We start from the raw sequence: 15,372 nt of genomic DNA, 5'->3' as shown, positions 1-15,372 counted from the left end.
CGTTGCTTCCAGGTCGTTCGTCGCCGCCATTGTGATGTCAATGCCGGCTGTTCCGGCCGGCATTGTCGCAGGCCTACACTTGCGGCCCATGCAGCCGACCTTTCTTCCCGCCCTCTCACCCGCAGCCCTGAGCACCGCCTTTGCCATCGCCCTGCTGCTCTCGCTGGCGCTGCGGCTGTGGCTGGCAACGCGCCAGATCCGCCATGTGATGGCGCACCGCGAGGCCGTGCCCGCTGCCTTTGCCGCCACCGTGCCGCTGGCCGCGCACCAGAAGGCCGCCGACTACACGGTGGCGCGCAGCCGCTTTGGCATTCTCAACATGGCCTTCAGCGCCGCGGTGCTGATCGCCTGGACGCTGCTGGGCGGGCTCAACGAGCTGAACCTGGCGCTGCAGGATGCGCTCTCCCCGCGCTTCGGCGCGATGGCCTATCAGTTGGGGCTGCTGGTGGCCTTCACCCTGATCGGTGCGCTGATCGAACTGCCCTGGGAGCTCTACAACACCTTCGGGCTGGAGCAGCGCTTCGGTTTCAACCGCACCACGCTCAAGCTCTATGTGCTGGACGCGCTCAAGGGCGCACTGGTTGGTGCCCTCATCGGCCTGCCGATTGCGGCGCTGATCCTGTGGCTGATGGGTGCCGCGAGGGCAGCCTGGTGGTTGTGGGCCTGGGGGGCCTGGGTGGGCTTCAACCTGCTCATCATGGTGCTCTACCCGACCGTGATCGCGCCGCTGTTCAACAAGTTCGAGCCGCTCGCCGATGCCGGCCTGCGCGAGCGCGTGGAGGGCCTGATGGCGCGCTGCGGCTTCGCCGCCAAGGGCCTGTTCGTGATGGACGGCAGCCGCCGCTCGGCGCATGGCAATGCCTATTTCACCGGCATCGGTGCGGCCAAGCGGGTGGTGTTCTTCGACACCCTGCTGGCGCGCCTGGACGGCCCCGAGGTGGAGGCGGTGCTGGCGCATGAGCTGGGCCACTTCAAGCACAAGCATGTGCTCAAGCGCATGCTGAGCCTGTTTGCGCTCAGCCTCTTGGCCTTCGCCCTGCTCGGCTGGCTGAGCCGCCAGACCGGCTTCTACCTGGCCTTCGGCGTGCAGCCCAATATGGCCGCCCCCAATGACGCGCTGGCGCTGCTGCTCTTCATGCTGGTGCTGCCGGTGTTCGGCTTCTTCTTCACGCCGCTTTCGGCCCTGATCTCACGCCGGCACGAGTTCCAGGCCGATGCCTATGCCTGCGCCCAGGCCAGCGGCACCGACCTGGCCGCCGCCCTCTTGAAGCTGCACGAGGACAATGCCGGCACGCTCACGCCCGACCCGGTCTACGCGCGCTTCTACTACTCCCACCCCCCTGCCAGCGAGCGCATCGCTGCAATCCTGAAATGAATCTGCTGCTTGCCCAATGCTCGCCTCAGCGCGAGGCCCTCGCCGCCGAACAACTGCCCGACTGGCTGGCCCAGGTGCCCGGCTGGTTGCCCGACCCCGAGGCCAGGCTGATAGGCCGGCGCTTCGAGTTCGACAACTTCTACCAGGTGATGGCCTTCGTCAACGCGGTGGCCGAGATCGCCCATGCGCAGGATCACCACCCCGAGCTGATGCTCAGCTTCAGCGTCTGCACGGTGAGTTTCAGCACCCATAGCGCGCAAGGCCTGACCCCCAACGATTTCATTTGCGCGGCGCAGGTGAGCGCGCTGCCGGAAGCCAGCGCCGCATGACGGCCAAGTTCGCCACGCTCGATCTCGGCCTGGTGGTGCGCGGCCATGGCCGCCACTACATCGTCGAGGACAGCGAGGGCCGGCGGCGCGTCTGCCACCCGCGCGGCAAGAAGAGCGATTGCGTGGTTGGCGACATGGTGCGCTGGGCCGAGGTGAGCAGCGACGAGGGCGTGGTCGAGGCGGTGGAGCCGCGCCGCAATCTGCTGTTCCGCCAGGACGAATGGAAGACCAAGAGCTTTGCCGCCAACCTCGACCAGTTGCTGGTGCTGGTGGCGGTGGAGCCGGTGTTCAGCGAGTCGCAGCTGACGCGCGCGCTGATCGCGGCCGAGAGCGCCGGCATCGCCGCCACCATCGCGCTCAACAAGACCGATCTGCCCGGCGCCGCCACCCAGCGCGCGCGCCTGCAGCCCTACCGGGATATGGGCATCGAAGTGCTGGAAGTGGCCTTGAAGGCCGAACCCCAGGCCTCGCGCGCGCTGCTGGCACCCTGGCTGGAAGGCAAGCGCAGCTTTGTGCTGGGCCCCAGCGGCACCGGCAAGAGCACGCTGATCAATCTGCTGGTTCTCAATGCCGCCGCCCAGGTGGGCGATATCTCGGTGGCGCTGAACTCGGGCCGCCACACCACCACCACCACGCAGTGGTACTGGATGGACGACGAGACACGCCAGACGGCGCTGATCGATTCACCCGGCTTCCAGGAATTCGGCCTCAAGCAGATCGAGCCCATGCAGCTGCCGCTGCTCATGCCCGACCTGAAGAAGCACGCGGACCACTGCCGCTTCTACAACTGCACCCATATGCACGAGCCGGGCTGCGGCGTGCGCGACGCTGTCGAGGCCGGGCTGATCAGCGCCTCGCGCTACCGCATCTACGGCGAGATCCTGCAGGAGCTGGGCAGCAAGCGCTGGTAGCGCGCTATTCCAGGCGCGGCGCCGCGCTGGGCACCTCGCGCGCCTCCACGTCCACCACCTCGCCGGCGGCCTTGCGCGCGCCCGGTCGGAACTGCCGGGCACGCGCCAGGCCGGAGAGATCGACCACCGGCCGGCGGCCGCGCAACAGGCTCCACAGCACCAGGCCCAGCACCGTCACCAGGGCCACGGCCATCAGACCCAGCACCAGCAGCACGGTAAAGACCGTGAAGACCAGGCGGGCGACAAGGGACAACACAGCAGAGATCAAGGCATTCCTCTCTCAGTCAATTCAATTCAGCCACGCCCCACAAAGGGCATGTTGGTGGCCATCACGGTCATGTTCAGCACATTGGCCGAGAGCGGCAGGCCGGCCATATAGAGCACCGCGCTGGCGGCATGGGCCACGTCCATGGTGGCCTCGGCCATCAGGCTGCCATTGGCCTGCGGCACGCCGCGTGTCATCGGCATGGCCATTTCGGTGAGGGCATTGCCGATGTCGATCTGGCCGCAGGCGATGTCGAAGGCGCGCCCATCCAGCGCCAGCGCCTTGGTCAGGCCGCTGATGGCATGCTTGGTCGCGGTATAGGGCGCGGAATTGGGCCGCGGCGCATGCGCCGAGACCGAGCCGTTGTTGATGATGCGGCCGCCGCGCGGCGATTGCGACTTCATGAGCGCAAATGCGGCCTGGGCACAGTAGAAGCAGGCGTTCAGATTGACGTTCACCACCGCCTGCCATTGCGCGGCCGTGAGCTGATCCAGCGGCACGGCGGGCGCGCCGATGCCGGCATTGTTGAAGAGCACATCGAGCCGGCCGAACTCGGCCTTGACGCGTGCAAACAGCGCTTGCACCGCCTCGGGATCGCTGACATCGGCGGGCAGCACCAGCGCGCGCGCCGGCTCGGCCGCCAGCGCCGCGGTTTCCTCCAGCGACGCCACGCGCCGGCCCACCAGGGCGACGCGGTAGCCGGCGTCCAGCAAGGCCAATGCCGCGGCGCGGCCGATGCCGCTGCCGGCACCGGTGACGAGTGCGCTTCGATCTGCCGTGTCGTTCATGCCATCCATCCCAACAAGATGGGCTGGATCATAGGCAATGAATCAAGGCTGGCTGGCCAGGGCCAGCCGCTGTGCGTCCGCCGCAGGCTGGCGCTTGCCTTCCACGACCACGCGCGGCAGCTGCGCCACGCTCGGCTCGGCCTGGCGGGCGCCGTTGATCACCACACGCGGCAGGGTCTCGACATGGCTACCGACGTTGGCCTGCACCGAGCCCATCATCAGCACACCGCTGGCAAGACCTGACACCACGCCCAGCACCAGGGCCAGGCGTTTGACGCGGTCGTAGCGGTCGTAGCAGTAAACGGTGTTGCTTGTTGCAGTCATCTCGGCCTCCTTGGGTGGCGGGCTGCGCCCGCGGCATGGAGCGAAATGTGCCTGGGGCAAACCCTAGGCTCCAGCCAGATGCGACCAAGGCACGGCCGGTGAGGATGAATTGCGCTTGGCGGGGACGAACGGGTAAACCCTAGACCCTTCAGCCCAGGCAGATGCCAAGGCTGCGCGCACGCAGCAGCAACTCGTCGCCCAGCCCCACCTGGCGCGCCCGGCCCGCCACATCGGCCAGCGGCACGGACGTGCATTGATTGCCCTGCAGCGCCACCATGCGGCCGAACTGGCCGCGCATCACCAGCTCGGCAGCGGCCACGCCGAAGCGGGTGGCCAGCACGCGGTCAAAGGCGGTGGGGTGGCCGCCGCGCTGCAGATGGCCCAGCAAGGTGTAGCGCAGCTCGGCCTGCTCGCCCAGCAGGGGCTCCAGCTCGTGCATCAGGCGCTGGCCGATGCCGCCCAGGCGGATGGGGTCAGGGCTTGCCTCCAGGTATTGCTGCACGCTGAACTCGCCGCCCTCGGGCTTGGCGCCCTCGGCCACGCACAGCAGCGCATAGCCCTGCTCGGCCATGCGCTGGCGGCAGAACGCGGCCACGCGCTCGGTATCGTAGGGCAGCTCGGGCAGCAGGATGGCATCGGCACCACCGGCCAGGCCGCCCTCCAGCGCGATCCAGCCGGCATAGCGGCCCATGGTTTCCAGAATCATCACGCGGCCATGACTGCGCGCGGTGGTCTCCAGCCGACCCAGCGCCTCGGCCACCACCGCCACCGCGGAATCGAAGCCGAAGCTGCGCTCGTTCAGCGCCAGGTCGTTGTCTATGGTCTTGGGCACGCCCACCACCGGCACGCCCAGGCGCGCAAAGCGTTCGGCAATCGTCATGGTGCCGTCGCCGCCCACCACCACCAGGCTGTCGATGCCCTGCCGGCCCAGGTAGTCAAGCGCGCGGCCCGAGCAATCGCTGCCGTTGGCGCCGAAGTAGTGAAACGGATCGGCACGGTTGTGGGTGCCCAGCAGGGTGCCGCCCACATTGACGATGCCGCGTACCGCGGCCTCGTCCAGCGGCCGGCTGCGCCCTTCCAGCAGCCCGAGGAAACCGCGCTCGATGCCGCTCACGCGCGCACCACAGCCATGCATCAGCGCCAGGCTGACCGCACGTATCACCGCGTTGAGGCCCGGGCAATCGCCACCGCCGGTCAGGATGCCTACATGCATGCCTTGCTCCTGTGCTCTGTTCAGGCCGGGATCAGCCCGCGCGCGCGCAGCATCGGCTGCACCACCGCGTCGCGGCCACGGAAGGCACGGAAGGCCGCGCCCGGCTCGCGGCTGTTGCCCACCGAGAGTATGCAGTCGACCAGGCGCCGCGCCACTGCGGCGTCAAAGGCGCTGCCGGCTTCGACAAAGGCCTCGAAGCCGTCGCAGTCCAGCACCTCGGCCCAGAGGTAGACGTAGTAGCCGGCCGCATAACCGCTGCTGGAGAACAGATGCTGGAAATGCGCCAGGCGGTGGTTCATGCCGATCGCGGCCGGAAGGCCCGCCGCATGCATGGTCTCGGCCTCGAAGGCCGTGATGTCCGGGCCCTCGGCGCTGCCGAGCGAATGGGCGGCCAGGTCGACGATGGCGGAGGCGCAATAGCGCACCGTCTCGTAGCCCTGGTTGAAATGCTCGGCCGCCTTGAGCTTGGCCAGCAGGGCATCGGGGATGACCTCACCGGTCCGGTAATGGCGCGCATGCTTCTTCAGCACCTCGGGCTCGGCCATCCAATGCTCGAAGATCTGCGAGGGCAGTTCGACAAAATCACGCAGCACCTGGGTGCCGGAGAGGCGCTCGAATTCCACATCCGAGAGCAGGCCGTGCAGCCCGTGGCCGAACTCGTGGAACAGCGTGCGCACGTCGTCGAAGCTGAGGAGCGTGGGCGCGCCGGCCGCGCCCCTGGCGAAGTTGTTGTTGTTGACAATGATGGGCAGAGTCGCCGTGCCATCAGTGCCGCGCGCCTGCCAGCGCAGCGCATTCATCCAGGCGCCGCTGCGCTTGGTGGGCCGGGCGAAGTTGTCGTGCAGGAACACGCCGCGCAGTTCGCCAGCGGCGTTCCGTACCTCGTAGACCCGCACGTCCGGGTGGTAGGCCGCCACCTGGGGCTGGTGCACGAAGCGCAGGCCAAAGAGGCGCTGGGCACAGTCGAACAGAGCATCCACCATGGCATCCAGCGCGAAGAAGGGCTTGACCTGGGCATCGTCCAGCTCGTAGCGCAGTTGCCGCACCTTCTCGGCGTAGTAGCGCCAGTCCCAGGCTTGCAGCTCATGCGTATGCCCCAGCGCCGCCATCTCGCCCTCCAGCAGCTCGCGCTCGCGCTGGGCCGCCGTCTTGGCGGGCTCCCAGACCTGGTCCAGCAGGCCCTGCACTGCGCTTCGGCTGCCGGCCATGGTGTCGGCCAGCGCGTAGTCGGCATAGCAGGCATGGCCGTGCAGACGCGCCTGCTCGTTGCGCAGGGCAAGGATCTCGCGCGCGATGGCCCGGTTGTCGGTGGCGCCGTCGTTCTCGCCGCGGCTGGTCCAGGCGCGCCAGGCCTGCTCGCGCAGATCGCGGCGCTCGCTGAAGCTGAGGAAGGGCACGATCAGCGAGCGCGACAACGTGATCGCGTACAGGCCCGCATCGAGGCCGCGGTCAAGCGCCGCCTGGCCGGCGGCAGCGCGCACGAAATCGGGCAGGCCGGCCAGCTCGGCCTCGCTGCGCAGCAAGAGCTGGTAGCCGTTCTCGTCGGCCAGCACGTTCTGTGCAAATTGGGTGTTGAGTTCGGCCAGGCGCTCCATCAACTGGGCATAGCGCTGTTGCTCGGCCGGGCCCAGGCGGGCACCGGCGCGCACGAAGTCCAGGTACACGCGCTCAAGCAGGCGCAGTTGCTCGGGGCTCAGGCCCAGCGCTGCACGCTGCTGGTAGAGCGCATCGACGCGCCGGAACAGCCCGGCATGCATATAGACGGCGCTGTTGTGCGCCGCCAGCGGCGCGGCCAGGGCGCGCTGGGCGGCCTGCAGCTCCGGCGAGGTGGCCGAGGCCGACAAGGTGTAGAACGAATGTTCCAGCGCAGCCAGCAGGCGGCCGCTACGGTCAAAGGCCGCCAGGGTGTTGGCAAAGCTGGGCGGCGTCTCCTGCTCGGCGATGGCGTCGAGCTCGGCGCGATGCGATCGCAGTGCGACCTCGAAGGCGGGGGCGAAATGTGCCGCCTCGATCTGCGCGAAGGGGGGCAGTCCGTAAGGGGTGTTCCAGCTTTGCAGCAAAGGGTTGCTTGTGGTCATGGCAGGTCCGGTGATGGCGCCCTTGATTGTAAAAACGGCGCCTGCCCCGGGTGGGGGCGGCGCCGTTGTCTGTGCGAGCTGCAAGCCCGCGCTCGCGACTTATTGCTTCATTTCCTTCTTGATGGCGATCTCGTCCGCCTCGTCATAGGCTTTGTTGGCACAGGACTTCTTCCAATCGTCGTGCTTGTCGAAATAGTTGTCGACGCGAGTGGACAGTTCGTCCTTGGCCTTGTTGTGGGCGTCGACCTTGGCGTCGAAGCCCTTGCGCTCGGCCAGGTAGGCGTCCTTCGTCTTGTTGTGCGCCTCGATGCGCTCGTTCAAGGCGTTCGCCTTGGCGGTGTACTCGTCCTGCTTGGCCTTCAGATCGGCCTTGTCCATCTTGGGCGCCTGCGCCGTGATGTCGGCATGCATCTTCAGCAATGCGTCCTGATCGGCCTTGATGGCGCTGACGTTGGCAGCCAGCGCTTCCTCGCGCTTCGGGAATTCATTCTTGGTCGCCAGCAAGGCCTCGCGTTCGGCCTTCTGTTCGGCCTCGACGACCTTGATCGCCTTGGCCTCGGCGTCGTTGGCAGCTTGGGTCTTCATGCAGGCGCGCAGTTCCTCGCGCGTCATCAGCACCTGCTTGGGTTTCTCTACGACAGGCTTGCTGACCTTGTTGTTCTTGGGGTCGACCTTGGCGTTGGGGTTGGCCGTCTGGGCCTGGACCGGCATGAGGACAGCGAGGCAGAAGACGGAGAGAAGCAGTCGTTTCATGGCAAAGCTCTAGCGTGGGCAAAGGCGGCCATCATGCCACGAGGCGCGGCCAAGGATAATCCGCAGCTTTCCTCATCCATCCGGCACCTCCCATGGCAATCAAGGCCACCATCTACAAAGCCACGCTGCAGATCTCCGACATGGACCGCCATGTCTATGGTGAACATGGCCTGACCATCGCCCGCCACCCTTCCGAAACCGACGAGCGCATGATGCAGCGCGTGCTGGCCTTTGCCATGCACCTGCCGGCCGACGATCTGCGGGGCAAGCTGGAATTCAGCAAGGGCCTGTCGGACGTGGACGAGCCCGAACTCTGGCAGCGCGACCTCACCGGCGAGGTGCTGCACTGGATAGACCTGGGCCAGCCCGACGAGCGCCGCATCCGCCAGGCCTGCGGCAAGGCCGAGCGCGTCACCGTCATCAGCTATGCCAGCAGTACCCCGGTGTGGTGGGCCGGCATCGAGAACAAACTGAGCCGCCTGCCCAAGCTGGCGGTCTGGCAGATCCCCGCCGAGCAGAGCCAGGCCTTGGCCGCGCTGGCCGAGCGCGGCATGCAGCTGCAGATCAGCATCCAGGACGGCGCCGTCTACGTCTCCACCGAGAAGGGTTCGGTCGAGATCAGCCCGCTGTGCCTGCGTGCGGCCGGTGCCTGAGCCACCAGACTCGCGCCCAGTTTCTGCAAGCCACACCCATGTCCACTCGCAAGCACCGCCCGCTCCTCAGCCTGCTGCTGGGCAGCGCCCTCAGCCTGATCCAGCCCCAACTCAGCATGGCCTCTGCCGCCCCCACCGAAGACCCCCACGCCTGGCTGGAAGAGGTGTTGGCACCTCAGGCGCTGGACTGGGTGCGCGAGCGCAATGCCAAGACCCAGGCCCTGCTCGAGCAGACCCCGCAATACCCACGCCTGCGCCAGGATTTCCTGGAGATCCTCAACGCCCGCGACCGCATCCCCGGCGTGACGCGCATGGGCCCCTACCTCTACAACCTCTGGCAGGACGAGCAGCACAAGCGCGGTCTGTGGCGGCGCACCAACCTGGCCGAGTACCGCCAGCCCGAACCCAACTGGGAAACCGTGCTGGACCTTGACGCCCTAGGGGCCGCCGAGCAGGAAAGCTGGGTCTTCCACGGCGCCACCTGCCTGGCGCCCGAGTACCGGCGCTGCCTGCTGACGCTCTCGCGCGGCGGCTCCGACGCCAGCGTGGTGCGCGAATTCGATGCGCAGGACAAGCGCTTTGTGGCCGGCGGTTTCGAGCTGCCCGAGGCCAAGAGCGAGGTGCAGTGGCTGGATGCCGACCACCTCTATGTGGGCAGCGATTTCGGCCCCGGCAGCCTCACCGACTCGGGCTATCCGCGCCTCATCAAGCGCTGGCGGCGCGGCACGCCGCTGAGCGCGGCGGTCACGGTGTTCGAGGGCGAGACCAGGGATGTGTCGGTGTCGGTGCAGGTGGACCGTACACCCGGCCATGAGCGCATCCTGTTCAGCCGTGCGCTGGACTTCTACAACCAGGCCAGCTTCCTGCTGCAGGACAGCAAGCTGGTGAAGCTGGACCTGCCCAGCGACGCGCAGCCGCATTTCTGGGGCCCGCGCCTGCTGGTGGAACCGCGCAGCCGCTGGACGGTGGGTGGCAAGAGCTATGCCGCCGGCTCGCTGCTGGTCATCGATGCGGCAGCCTTTCTGAAGGGCGATCGGCAGTTCCTGCCGCTCTTCACCCCCAGCAAGACGCGCGCCCTGGCCGGCTACACCACCACCCGAGAACATGTGCTGCTGAATATCAGCGAGCAGGTCGCCAGCCGCCTGGAGGAATGGAGTTTTGCAGAAAAAGAGCATCAGGCCCGCCCCAGCCATCGCCGCATCGAGGCCCCCTTCCCCGGCACCCTCAGCCTGGCCAGCTTGCACGACCCGGAGCTGCCCCAGGACGAGCTGGCCAACGCCTACCTGCTGAACTACACGGACTTCCTCACCCCCGACACCCTGTTCCTGGCCCAGGCCGGCAGCGATGCGCGCGAGGCCTTGAAGAGCCGCCAAGCGCAGTTCGAGCAGGACGGCATGCGCGCCGAGCAGCATTTCGCCAAGAGCCGCGACGGTACCCGCGTGCCCTATTTCGTGATCTGGCCCAAGGGCGCCAAGGCCGATGGCAGCAACCCCACCCTGCTGTATGGCTACGGCGGCTTCGAGGTCTCCATGCAGCCCGGCTACTCGGGCGGACGCGGACGCGGCTGGCTCGGCCAGGGCGGCGTGTTCGTGCTGGCCAATATCCGCGGCGGCGGCGAGTTCGGCCCGGGCTGGCACCAGGCCGCCGTGAAAGCGAACAAGCAGCGCAGCTACGACGACTTCATCGCCGTGGCCGAGGACCTGATCCGGCGCCGCATCACCTCGCCGCGCCACCTGGGCATCATGGGCGGCAGCAATGGCGGCCTGCTGGTGGGCGCCACCGTGGTGCAGCGCCCGGAACTGTTCAACGCGGTGGTCTGCCAGGTGCCGCTGCTGGACATGCGCCGCTATCACAAGCTGCTGGCCGGCGCCTCCTGGATGGCCGAGTACGGCGACCCCGACCAAGCCGCCGAATGGGCCTTCATCTCCAAGTACAGCCCCTACCAGAACGTCAAGAAGGGCGTGCAGTACCCGCGCGTGCTGTTCACCACCTCCACGCGCGATGACCGCGTGCACCCGGGGCATGCCCGCAAGATGGTGGCACGCATGAGCGAGCTGGGCCACGAGGTGCTGTACTACGAGAACATCGAGGGCGGTCATGGTGGCGCGGCCGACAACGAGCAGCGCGCCAGCCTGCAGGCGCTGGAGTACAGCTATCTGTGGCAGCAGTTGGGCCGGCAGTGAAGGCCGGCGCTTGACACACAATGGCGGCCAGCCCTCAAGGAGCCCGCCATGTTGCTCAGTAGAACCATCGCCGCCACGGCCCTGCTCGCGCTGAGCCTGGGCGCCCAGGCCGCCTTCCCGGACAAGCCGGTGAAGATCATCATCGGCTTCCCCGCCGGCGGGCCGCTGGACGCCCATGCCCGCTTGATGACCGACCGCCTGCAGGCCCTGCTGGGCCAGCCGGTGATCGTCGACTACAAGGCCGGCGCCGGTGGCAGCGTGGGGGCCGAGTTCGTGGCCAAGTCACCCGCCGATGGCTACACCCTGCTGCTGGCCAATACCGGCACCATGGTGATCAACCCGGCGCTCTATGCCAAGCTGGGATACAGCACCTTGAAGGACTTCGTGCCTGTGGCGCGCACCGCCCAGCAGCCGCTGGCCATGGTGGTACACCCCGGCGTGCAGGCCAAGACCTTGGGCGAATTCATCGCGCTGGCGCGCCAGAACCCGGGCAAGCTCAACTACGGCTCAGCCGGCAACGGCGGCATCTCGCACCTGGTGCCCGAGATGTTCAAGCAGGCCACCGGCATTTTCATGGTGCACATCCCCTACCGCGGCAGCGCGCCGGCCTTCACCGACCTGATGGGCGGCCAGGTGCAGTTCATGGCCGAATCGATCCCGCAGGCGGCCGGCTATGCCAAGCAGGGGCGCGTGCGCGCCCTGGCGGTCACCGGCGCCAAGCGCAACCCGGCGCTGCCCGACACCCCCACCATGGCCGAGGCCGGCGTGAAGGACTTCGAGGTGGTGGGCTTTTACGGCCTGCTGGCGCCGGCCGGCACGCCCAGGGACGTGGTGGCCAAGCTGGGCGAGGCCTTGCGCCAGACCCTGGAGACGCCCGAAATCCGCAGCAAGATGGTGAGTCAGGGCGCCGACCCGGCCTTTCTCGGCCCGGACGCCTTCGCCGCGCAGCTGCAGCGCGAGCTGCCACGCTGGGCCGAGGCAGTGAAGCGCTCCGGCGCCAAGGTGGACTGATGCAGTTGCTGATCCAGCACGACGAGGCGGCCCACCAGTTCTGGGCCGAACCCCTGCCCGGCCAGCGCTGCGAGCTGGATTACCTTTTGCGCCCCGGCCAAGTGGTGTTCCACCACACCGGCGTGCCGCCGGCGCTGGCGGGCCGCGGCCTGGCGGCGCAGCTGGTCGCGCATGGCCTCGCCTGGGCGCGCGCGCAGGGCCTGAAGGTCGTGCCCAGCTGCAGCTATGTCGACGCCTTCATGCGCCGCCACCCGGAGTGGCAGGATTTACGCGCCTAGCGATGCCTCGCGCTCCTGCAACAAGCGCCACATCACCTTGCCCGAGCCCGACTTGGGCAGGCTGTCGGCGAACTCAATGATGCGCGGCACCTTGTAGGCCGCCATATGCTCGCGCGACCAGGCGATGATGTCCTCGGCCGTGATCTTGCCCCTGGCCTCGGCGCGCAGCACCAGCACCACCTTGACGGTTTCGCCGCGATAGGCATCGCGCGCCGCGATCACGCAGGCCTCCTGCACCGCGGGGTGCTTGTAGAGCAGCAGTTCCACCTCGGAGGGCCAGACCTTGTAGCCGCTCGCGTTGATCATGCGCTTGAGGCGGTCGGTCATGAAGAAATAGCCTTCCTCGTCCATGCGCCCCAGATCGCCGGTGCGGAAGAAACGCTTGCCCTCGCGCTCGATGAAGGCGGCGGCCGTGGCCTCGGGCTGCCGCCAGTAGCCCTTGAACACCATCGGGCCGCTGGTGATGATCTCGCCCACCTCGCCGATCGGCAGTTCCTCCAGCGTGACGGGGTCGATGATGCGCGAGTCGACGCCGAAGATCGGCATGCCCAGGCATTGCAGCTTGGCGCGCTCGGGCGGGTTGCCATGCGAGGGCGCGGCGGTCTCGGTGAGGCCATAACCTTCGGCAAAACTCAGGCCGAATTCGCGCTGCAGGCGCTCGGCCACCGCCTGCGGCATGGCCGCGCCGCCGCCACTCAGATAGCGCAGGCTGGAGAGATCGAAACGCTGGTAGTTGGGGCTGCCGAACAGGTCGATGATCATGGTCGGGATGCAGGTCCAGTGCGTGACCCTGTGCCGCGCGATCAGCTGCGCAGCGAGCTCGCGCTCCCAGCGCGGCATGATGACGATGCTCATGCCCAGAAATACCGGGCCCAGCACGCCGTAGAGCAGGCCGGTGATGTGGAACATCGGCACCACCGCCAGGCAGATCGCCTCGGCCGAGGCATTCCCCCATTGGCCGCCGCCACAGGTGTTGGCCATCAGCGTGCGGTTGCTGTGCATGCAGCCCTTGGGCGCTCCGGTGGTGCCCGAGGTATAGGGCAGCAGGGCCAGGTCGTCGGGCTGCGCCTGATGCGGGCCGGGCTGCAGGCCGGCGGCCAGCGCCTCGCTCCAGCGCACGAGGCCGGCCGGCAGGGTCGGCTCGGCCAGCAGCCATTCGCGCAGCGCCGGCGGCAGGTCGGCGTCAGGCCCACCCTCCGGCAGGGCATCGGCATAACGCGTCACCAGCACAGCCTGAAGGCGCTGCTGTGGCGCCAGCGCCGCGTTGGCCGCCTGCACCACGCCCACCAGCTCGGCGCTGCAGATCACCAACTTGGTCTGGGGATCGGCGATGTAGTGGGCAAATTCCTCGGCGCGGTTCATCGGGTTGACCGGCACCACCACCGCATTGGCGCGATTCAGCGCGTAGAAGGCGACCAGGAACTGCGGGCAGTTCTGCATGAAGACGGCCACGCGATCACCGGCCTGGACCCCTTGGGCCTGCAGCCAACCGGCCAGGGCCAGGGCTTCGTCATGCAGCTCGCGGTAGCGCTTAACCGCGCCGCAGTACAGCGTGGCCGGCTTGTGCGGATAGCGACGCGCCGCCACCTCCAGGTTGAACCATAGCGAGGTCTCGGGGATCTCCAGCTCGCGCGGCAGGCGACGCGGCCAGTGGCTGCGCTGGGCGATCTGTTGCGGGCTGGCGTGCTCAGCGCTCATCGTGCGGGTCTCCTGTTTGCGCCCATCTTCCACGGCCATGCCCGCCCTGCCTGTCTCAGCTGCGACACCCCCGGCCGAGCGCTGCGGCCGGGCACTTTGAAAATTGACAGAAAATACCCGCCCAGCAGGGCCCCATGTCGTGGCCTCCTTTTTCCCGAGCCCCCATGTCTACCATTCTTCAGCACATCCCCGCCGGCCAGAAGGTCGGTATCGCTTTCTCCGGCGGCCTGGATACCAGCGCGGCCCTGCACTGGATGCGCAACAAGGGCGCCATCCCCTACGCCTACACCGCCAATCTGGGCCAGCCCGACGAGCCCGACTACGACGAGATCCCGCGCAAGGCCATGCAGTACGGTGCCGAGAAGGCGGTGCTGGTGGACTGCCGCGCCCAGCTGGTGCATGAGGGCATCGCGGCGCTGCAGAGCGGCGCCTTCCACATCAGCACCGCCGGCGTGACCTACTTCAACACCACGCCGATCGGCCGTGCCGTCACCGGCACCATGCTGGTGGCGGCGATGAAGGAAGACGACGTCAACATCTGGGGCGACGGCTCGACCTTCAAGGGCAATGACATCGAGCGCTTCTACCGCTACGGCCTGCTCACCAATCCGGCACTGAAGATCTACAAGCCCTGGCTGGACCAGCGCTTCATCGACGAACTGGGCGGCCGCGCCGAAATGTCGGCCTTCATGACGAAGGCGGGCTTTGGCTACAAGATGTCGGCCGAGAAGGCCTACTCCACCGATTCCAACCTGCTGGGCGCCACCCACGAGGCCAAGGACCTGGAGAACCTGAACTCGGGCATCAAGATCGTCAACCCCATCATGGGCGTGGCCTTCTGGCGCGAGGACGTGGCGATCAAGGCCGAGGAGGTCTCGGTGCGTTTCGAGGAAGGCATGCCGGTGGCGCTCAACGGCGTCGAGTACAGCGACCCGGTGGCCCTGCTGCTGGAAGCCAACCGCATCGGCGGCCGCCACGGCCTGGGCATGAGCGACCAGATCGAGAACCGCATCATCGAGGCCAAGAGCCGCGGCATCTACGAGGCCCCCGGCCTGGCCCTGCTCTTCATCGCCTACGAGCGCCTGGTGACCGGCATCCACAACGAGGACACCATCGAGCAGTACCGCGAGAGCGGCCGCAAGCTCGGCCGCCTGCTCTACCAGGGCCGCTGGTTCGACCCGCAGGCCATCATGCTGCGCGAGGCCGCGCAACGCTGGGTGGCGCGCGCCGTCACCGGCGAGGTGGTGCTGGAACTGCGCCGCGGCAACGACTACTCGCTGCTCGACACGCGCAGCCCCAACCTGACCTACGCCCCCGAGCGCCTCTCGATGGAGAAGGTCGAGGACGCACCGTTCTCGCCGGCCGACCGCATCGGCCAGCTGACCATGCGCAACCTCGACATCGTCGACACGCGCGCCAAGCTGGCCACCTATGTGCAGGCGGGCCTGCTGGCGCCGGGCTCGGCCTGCGCCCTGCCCCAGCTCAAGCACGACGAAAAGAAGGCCTGAGCCTC

Annotated in this window: 15 protein-coding genes; 8 read left to right on the top strand and 7 right to left on the bottom strand. The window is 67.8% G+C overall.

Going from position 1 to position 15,372, the window contains the following annotated elements; all coding sequences use genetic code 11:
* Positions 1 to 88: 88 nt before the first annotated feature.
* Genes WG898_RS07210 through rsgA form a run of 3 tightly spaced genes read left to right on the top strand, consistent with a single transcriptional unit; the run spans position 89 to position 2,615 of the window.
* On the top strand, positions 89 to 1,375 hold the full coding sequence (locus tag WG898_RS07210) for a M48 family metallopeptidase (RefSeq protein ID WP_339602076.1): 1,287 nt from the start codon (positions 89 to 91) through the stop codon (positions 1,373 to 1,375).
* On the top strand, positions 1,372 to 1,704 hold the full coding sequence (locus tag WG898_RS07205) for a 4a-hydroxytetrahydrobiopterin dehydratase (RefSeq protein WP_339602075.1): 333 nt from the start codon (positions 1,372 to 1,374) through the stop codon (positions 1,702 to 1,704). The genes WG898_RS07210 and WG898_RS07205 overlap by 4 nt, the downstream gene beginning before the upstream one ends.
* Positions 1,701 to 2,615 (top strand): ribosome small subunit-dependent GTPase A, encoded by a 915-nt coding sequence (rsgA, locus tag WG898_RS07200; protein WP_339602074.1) that lies wholly within the window; start codon positions 1,701 to 1,703, stop codon positions 2,613 to 2,615. The genes WG898_RS07205 and rsgA overlap by 4 nt, the downstream gene beginning before the upstream one ends.
* A 4-nt stretch (positions 2,616 to 2,619) precedes the next feature.
* Here the strand turns inward: rsgA and WG898_RS07195 are convergent, their stop codons facing one another.
* From WG898_RS07195 to WG898_RS07170, 6 genes are all read right to left on the bottom strand, one after another.
* Complete coding sequence (locus tag WG898_RS07195) at positions 2,620 to 2,871, bottom strand: hypothetical protein (RefSeq protein ID WP_339602073.1); 252 nt, start codon at positions 2,869 to 2,871, stop codon at positions 2,620 to 2,622.
* 38 nt (positions 2,872 to 2,909) lie between these two features.
* Complete coding sequence (locus WG898_RS07190) at positions 2,910 to 3,668, bottom strand: SDR family oxidoreductase (protein WP_339602072.1); 759 nt, start codon at positions 3,666 to 3,668, stop codon at positions 2,910 to 2,912.
* 42 nt (positions 3,669 to 3,710) lie between these two features.
* On the bottom strand, positions 3,711 to 3,992 hold the full coding sequence (locus tag WG898_RS07185) for a hypothetical protein (RefSeq protein ID WP_339602071.1): 282 nt from the start codon (positions 3,990 to 3,992) through the stop codon (positions 3,711 to 3,713).
* A 148-nt stretch (positions 3,993 to 4,140) separates the two neighbouring features.
* Positions 4,141 to 5,205, bottom strand: a complete 1,065-nt coding sequence (locus WG898_RS07180) for a 6-phosphofructokinase (protein ID WP_339602070.1) — start codon at positions 5,203 to 5,205, stop codon at positions 4,141 to 4,143.
* Between the two features lie 20 nt (positions 5,206 to 5,225).
* A complete protein-coding gene (locus tag WG898_RS07175) occupies positions 5,226 to 7,283 on the bottom strand; it encodes a M3 family metallopeptidase (RefSeq protein WP_339602069.1) in 2,058 nt (685 codons plus the stop codon).
* A 99-nt stretch (positions 7,284 to 7,382) separates the two neighbouring features.
* Positions 7,383 to 8,036 (bottom strand): hypothetical protein, encoded by a 654-nt coding sequence (locus WG898_RS07170; RefSeq protein ID WP_339602068.1) that lies wholly within the window; start codon positions 8,034 to 8,036, stop codon positions 7,383 to 7,385.
* Between the two features lie 92 nt (positions 8,037 to 8,128).
* Here WG898_RS07170 and WG898_RS07165 point away from each other — a divergent pair, with 92 nt between their 5' ends.
* From WG898_RS07165 to WG898_RS07150, 4 genes are read left to right on the top strand one after another with little or no spacing between them, the layout of a single operon-like run.
* Positions 8,129 to 8,689 carry a YaeQ family protein gene (locus WG898_RS07165; protein WP_339602067.1) on the top strand — a complete coding sequence of 187 codons (561 nt, stop codon included), beginning with the start codon at positions 8,129 to 8,131 and terminating at the stop codon, positions 8,687 to 8,689.
* A gap of 38 nt (positions 8,690 to 8,727) precedes the next feature.
* Positions 8,728 to 10,872: a prolyl oligopeptidase family serine peptidase gene (locus tag WG898_RS07160; protein WP_339602066.1), complete on the top strand. Its 2,145-nt coding sequence runs from the start codon at positions 8,728 to 8,730 to the stop codon at positions 10,870 to 10,872.
* A gap of 48 nt (positions 10,873 to 10,920) precedes the next feature.
* Positions 10,921 to 11,883 carry a Bug family tripartite tricarboxylate transporter substrate binding protein gene (locus WG898_RS07155; protein ID WP_339602065.1) on the top strand — a complete coding sequence of 321 codons (963 nt, stop codon included), beginning with the start codon at positions 10,921 to 10,923 and terminating at the stop codon, positions 11,881 to 11,883.
* Positions 11,883 to 12,161 (top strand): GNAT family N-acetyltransferase, encoded by a 279-nt coding sequence (locus WG898_RS07150; protein WP_339602064.1) that lies wholly within the window; start codon positions 11,883 to 11,885, stop codon positions 12,159 to 12,161. Before WG898_RS07155 ends, WG898_RS07150 begins: the two co-directional genes overlap by 1 nt.
* Here WG898_RS07150 and WG898_RS07145 read toward each other — a convergent pair.
* Positions 12,150 to 13,859 carry a long-chain fatty acid--CoA ligase gene (locus WG898_RS07145; protein WP_339602063.1) on the bottom strand — a complete coding sequence of 570 codons (1,710 nt, stop codon included), beginning with the start codon at positions 13,857 to 13,859 and terminating at the stop codon, positions 12,150 to 12,152. The two genes, WG898_RS07150 and WG898_RS07145, sit on opposite strands and share 12 nt — an antisense overlap.
* Positions 13,860 to 14,023: 164 nt before the next feature.
* On the opposite strand from WG898_RS07145, the gene argG reads away from it, so the two are divergent.
* Positions 14,024 to 15,367, top strand: a complete 1,344-nt coding sequence (gene argG / locus WG898_RS07140) for an argininosuccinate synthase (RefSeq protein WP_339602062.1) — start codon at positions 14,024 to 14,026, stop codon at positions 15,365 to 15,367.
* Positions 15,368 to 15,372: the final 5 nt, after the last annotated feature.

This window comes from Paucibacter soli, from assembly GCF_037482845.1.
GTDB classification, from domain to species: Bacteria; Pseudomonadota; Gammaproteobacteria; order Burkholderiales; family Burkholderiaceae_C; genus Paucibacter_B; species Paucibacter_B soli.
This window is presented reverse-complemented; position numbering and strand designations above follow the sequence as displayed.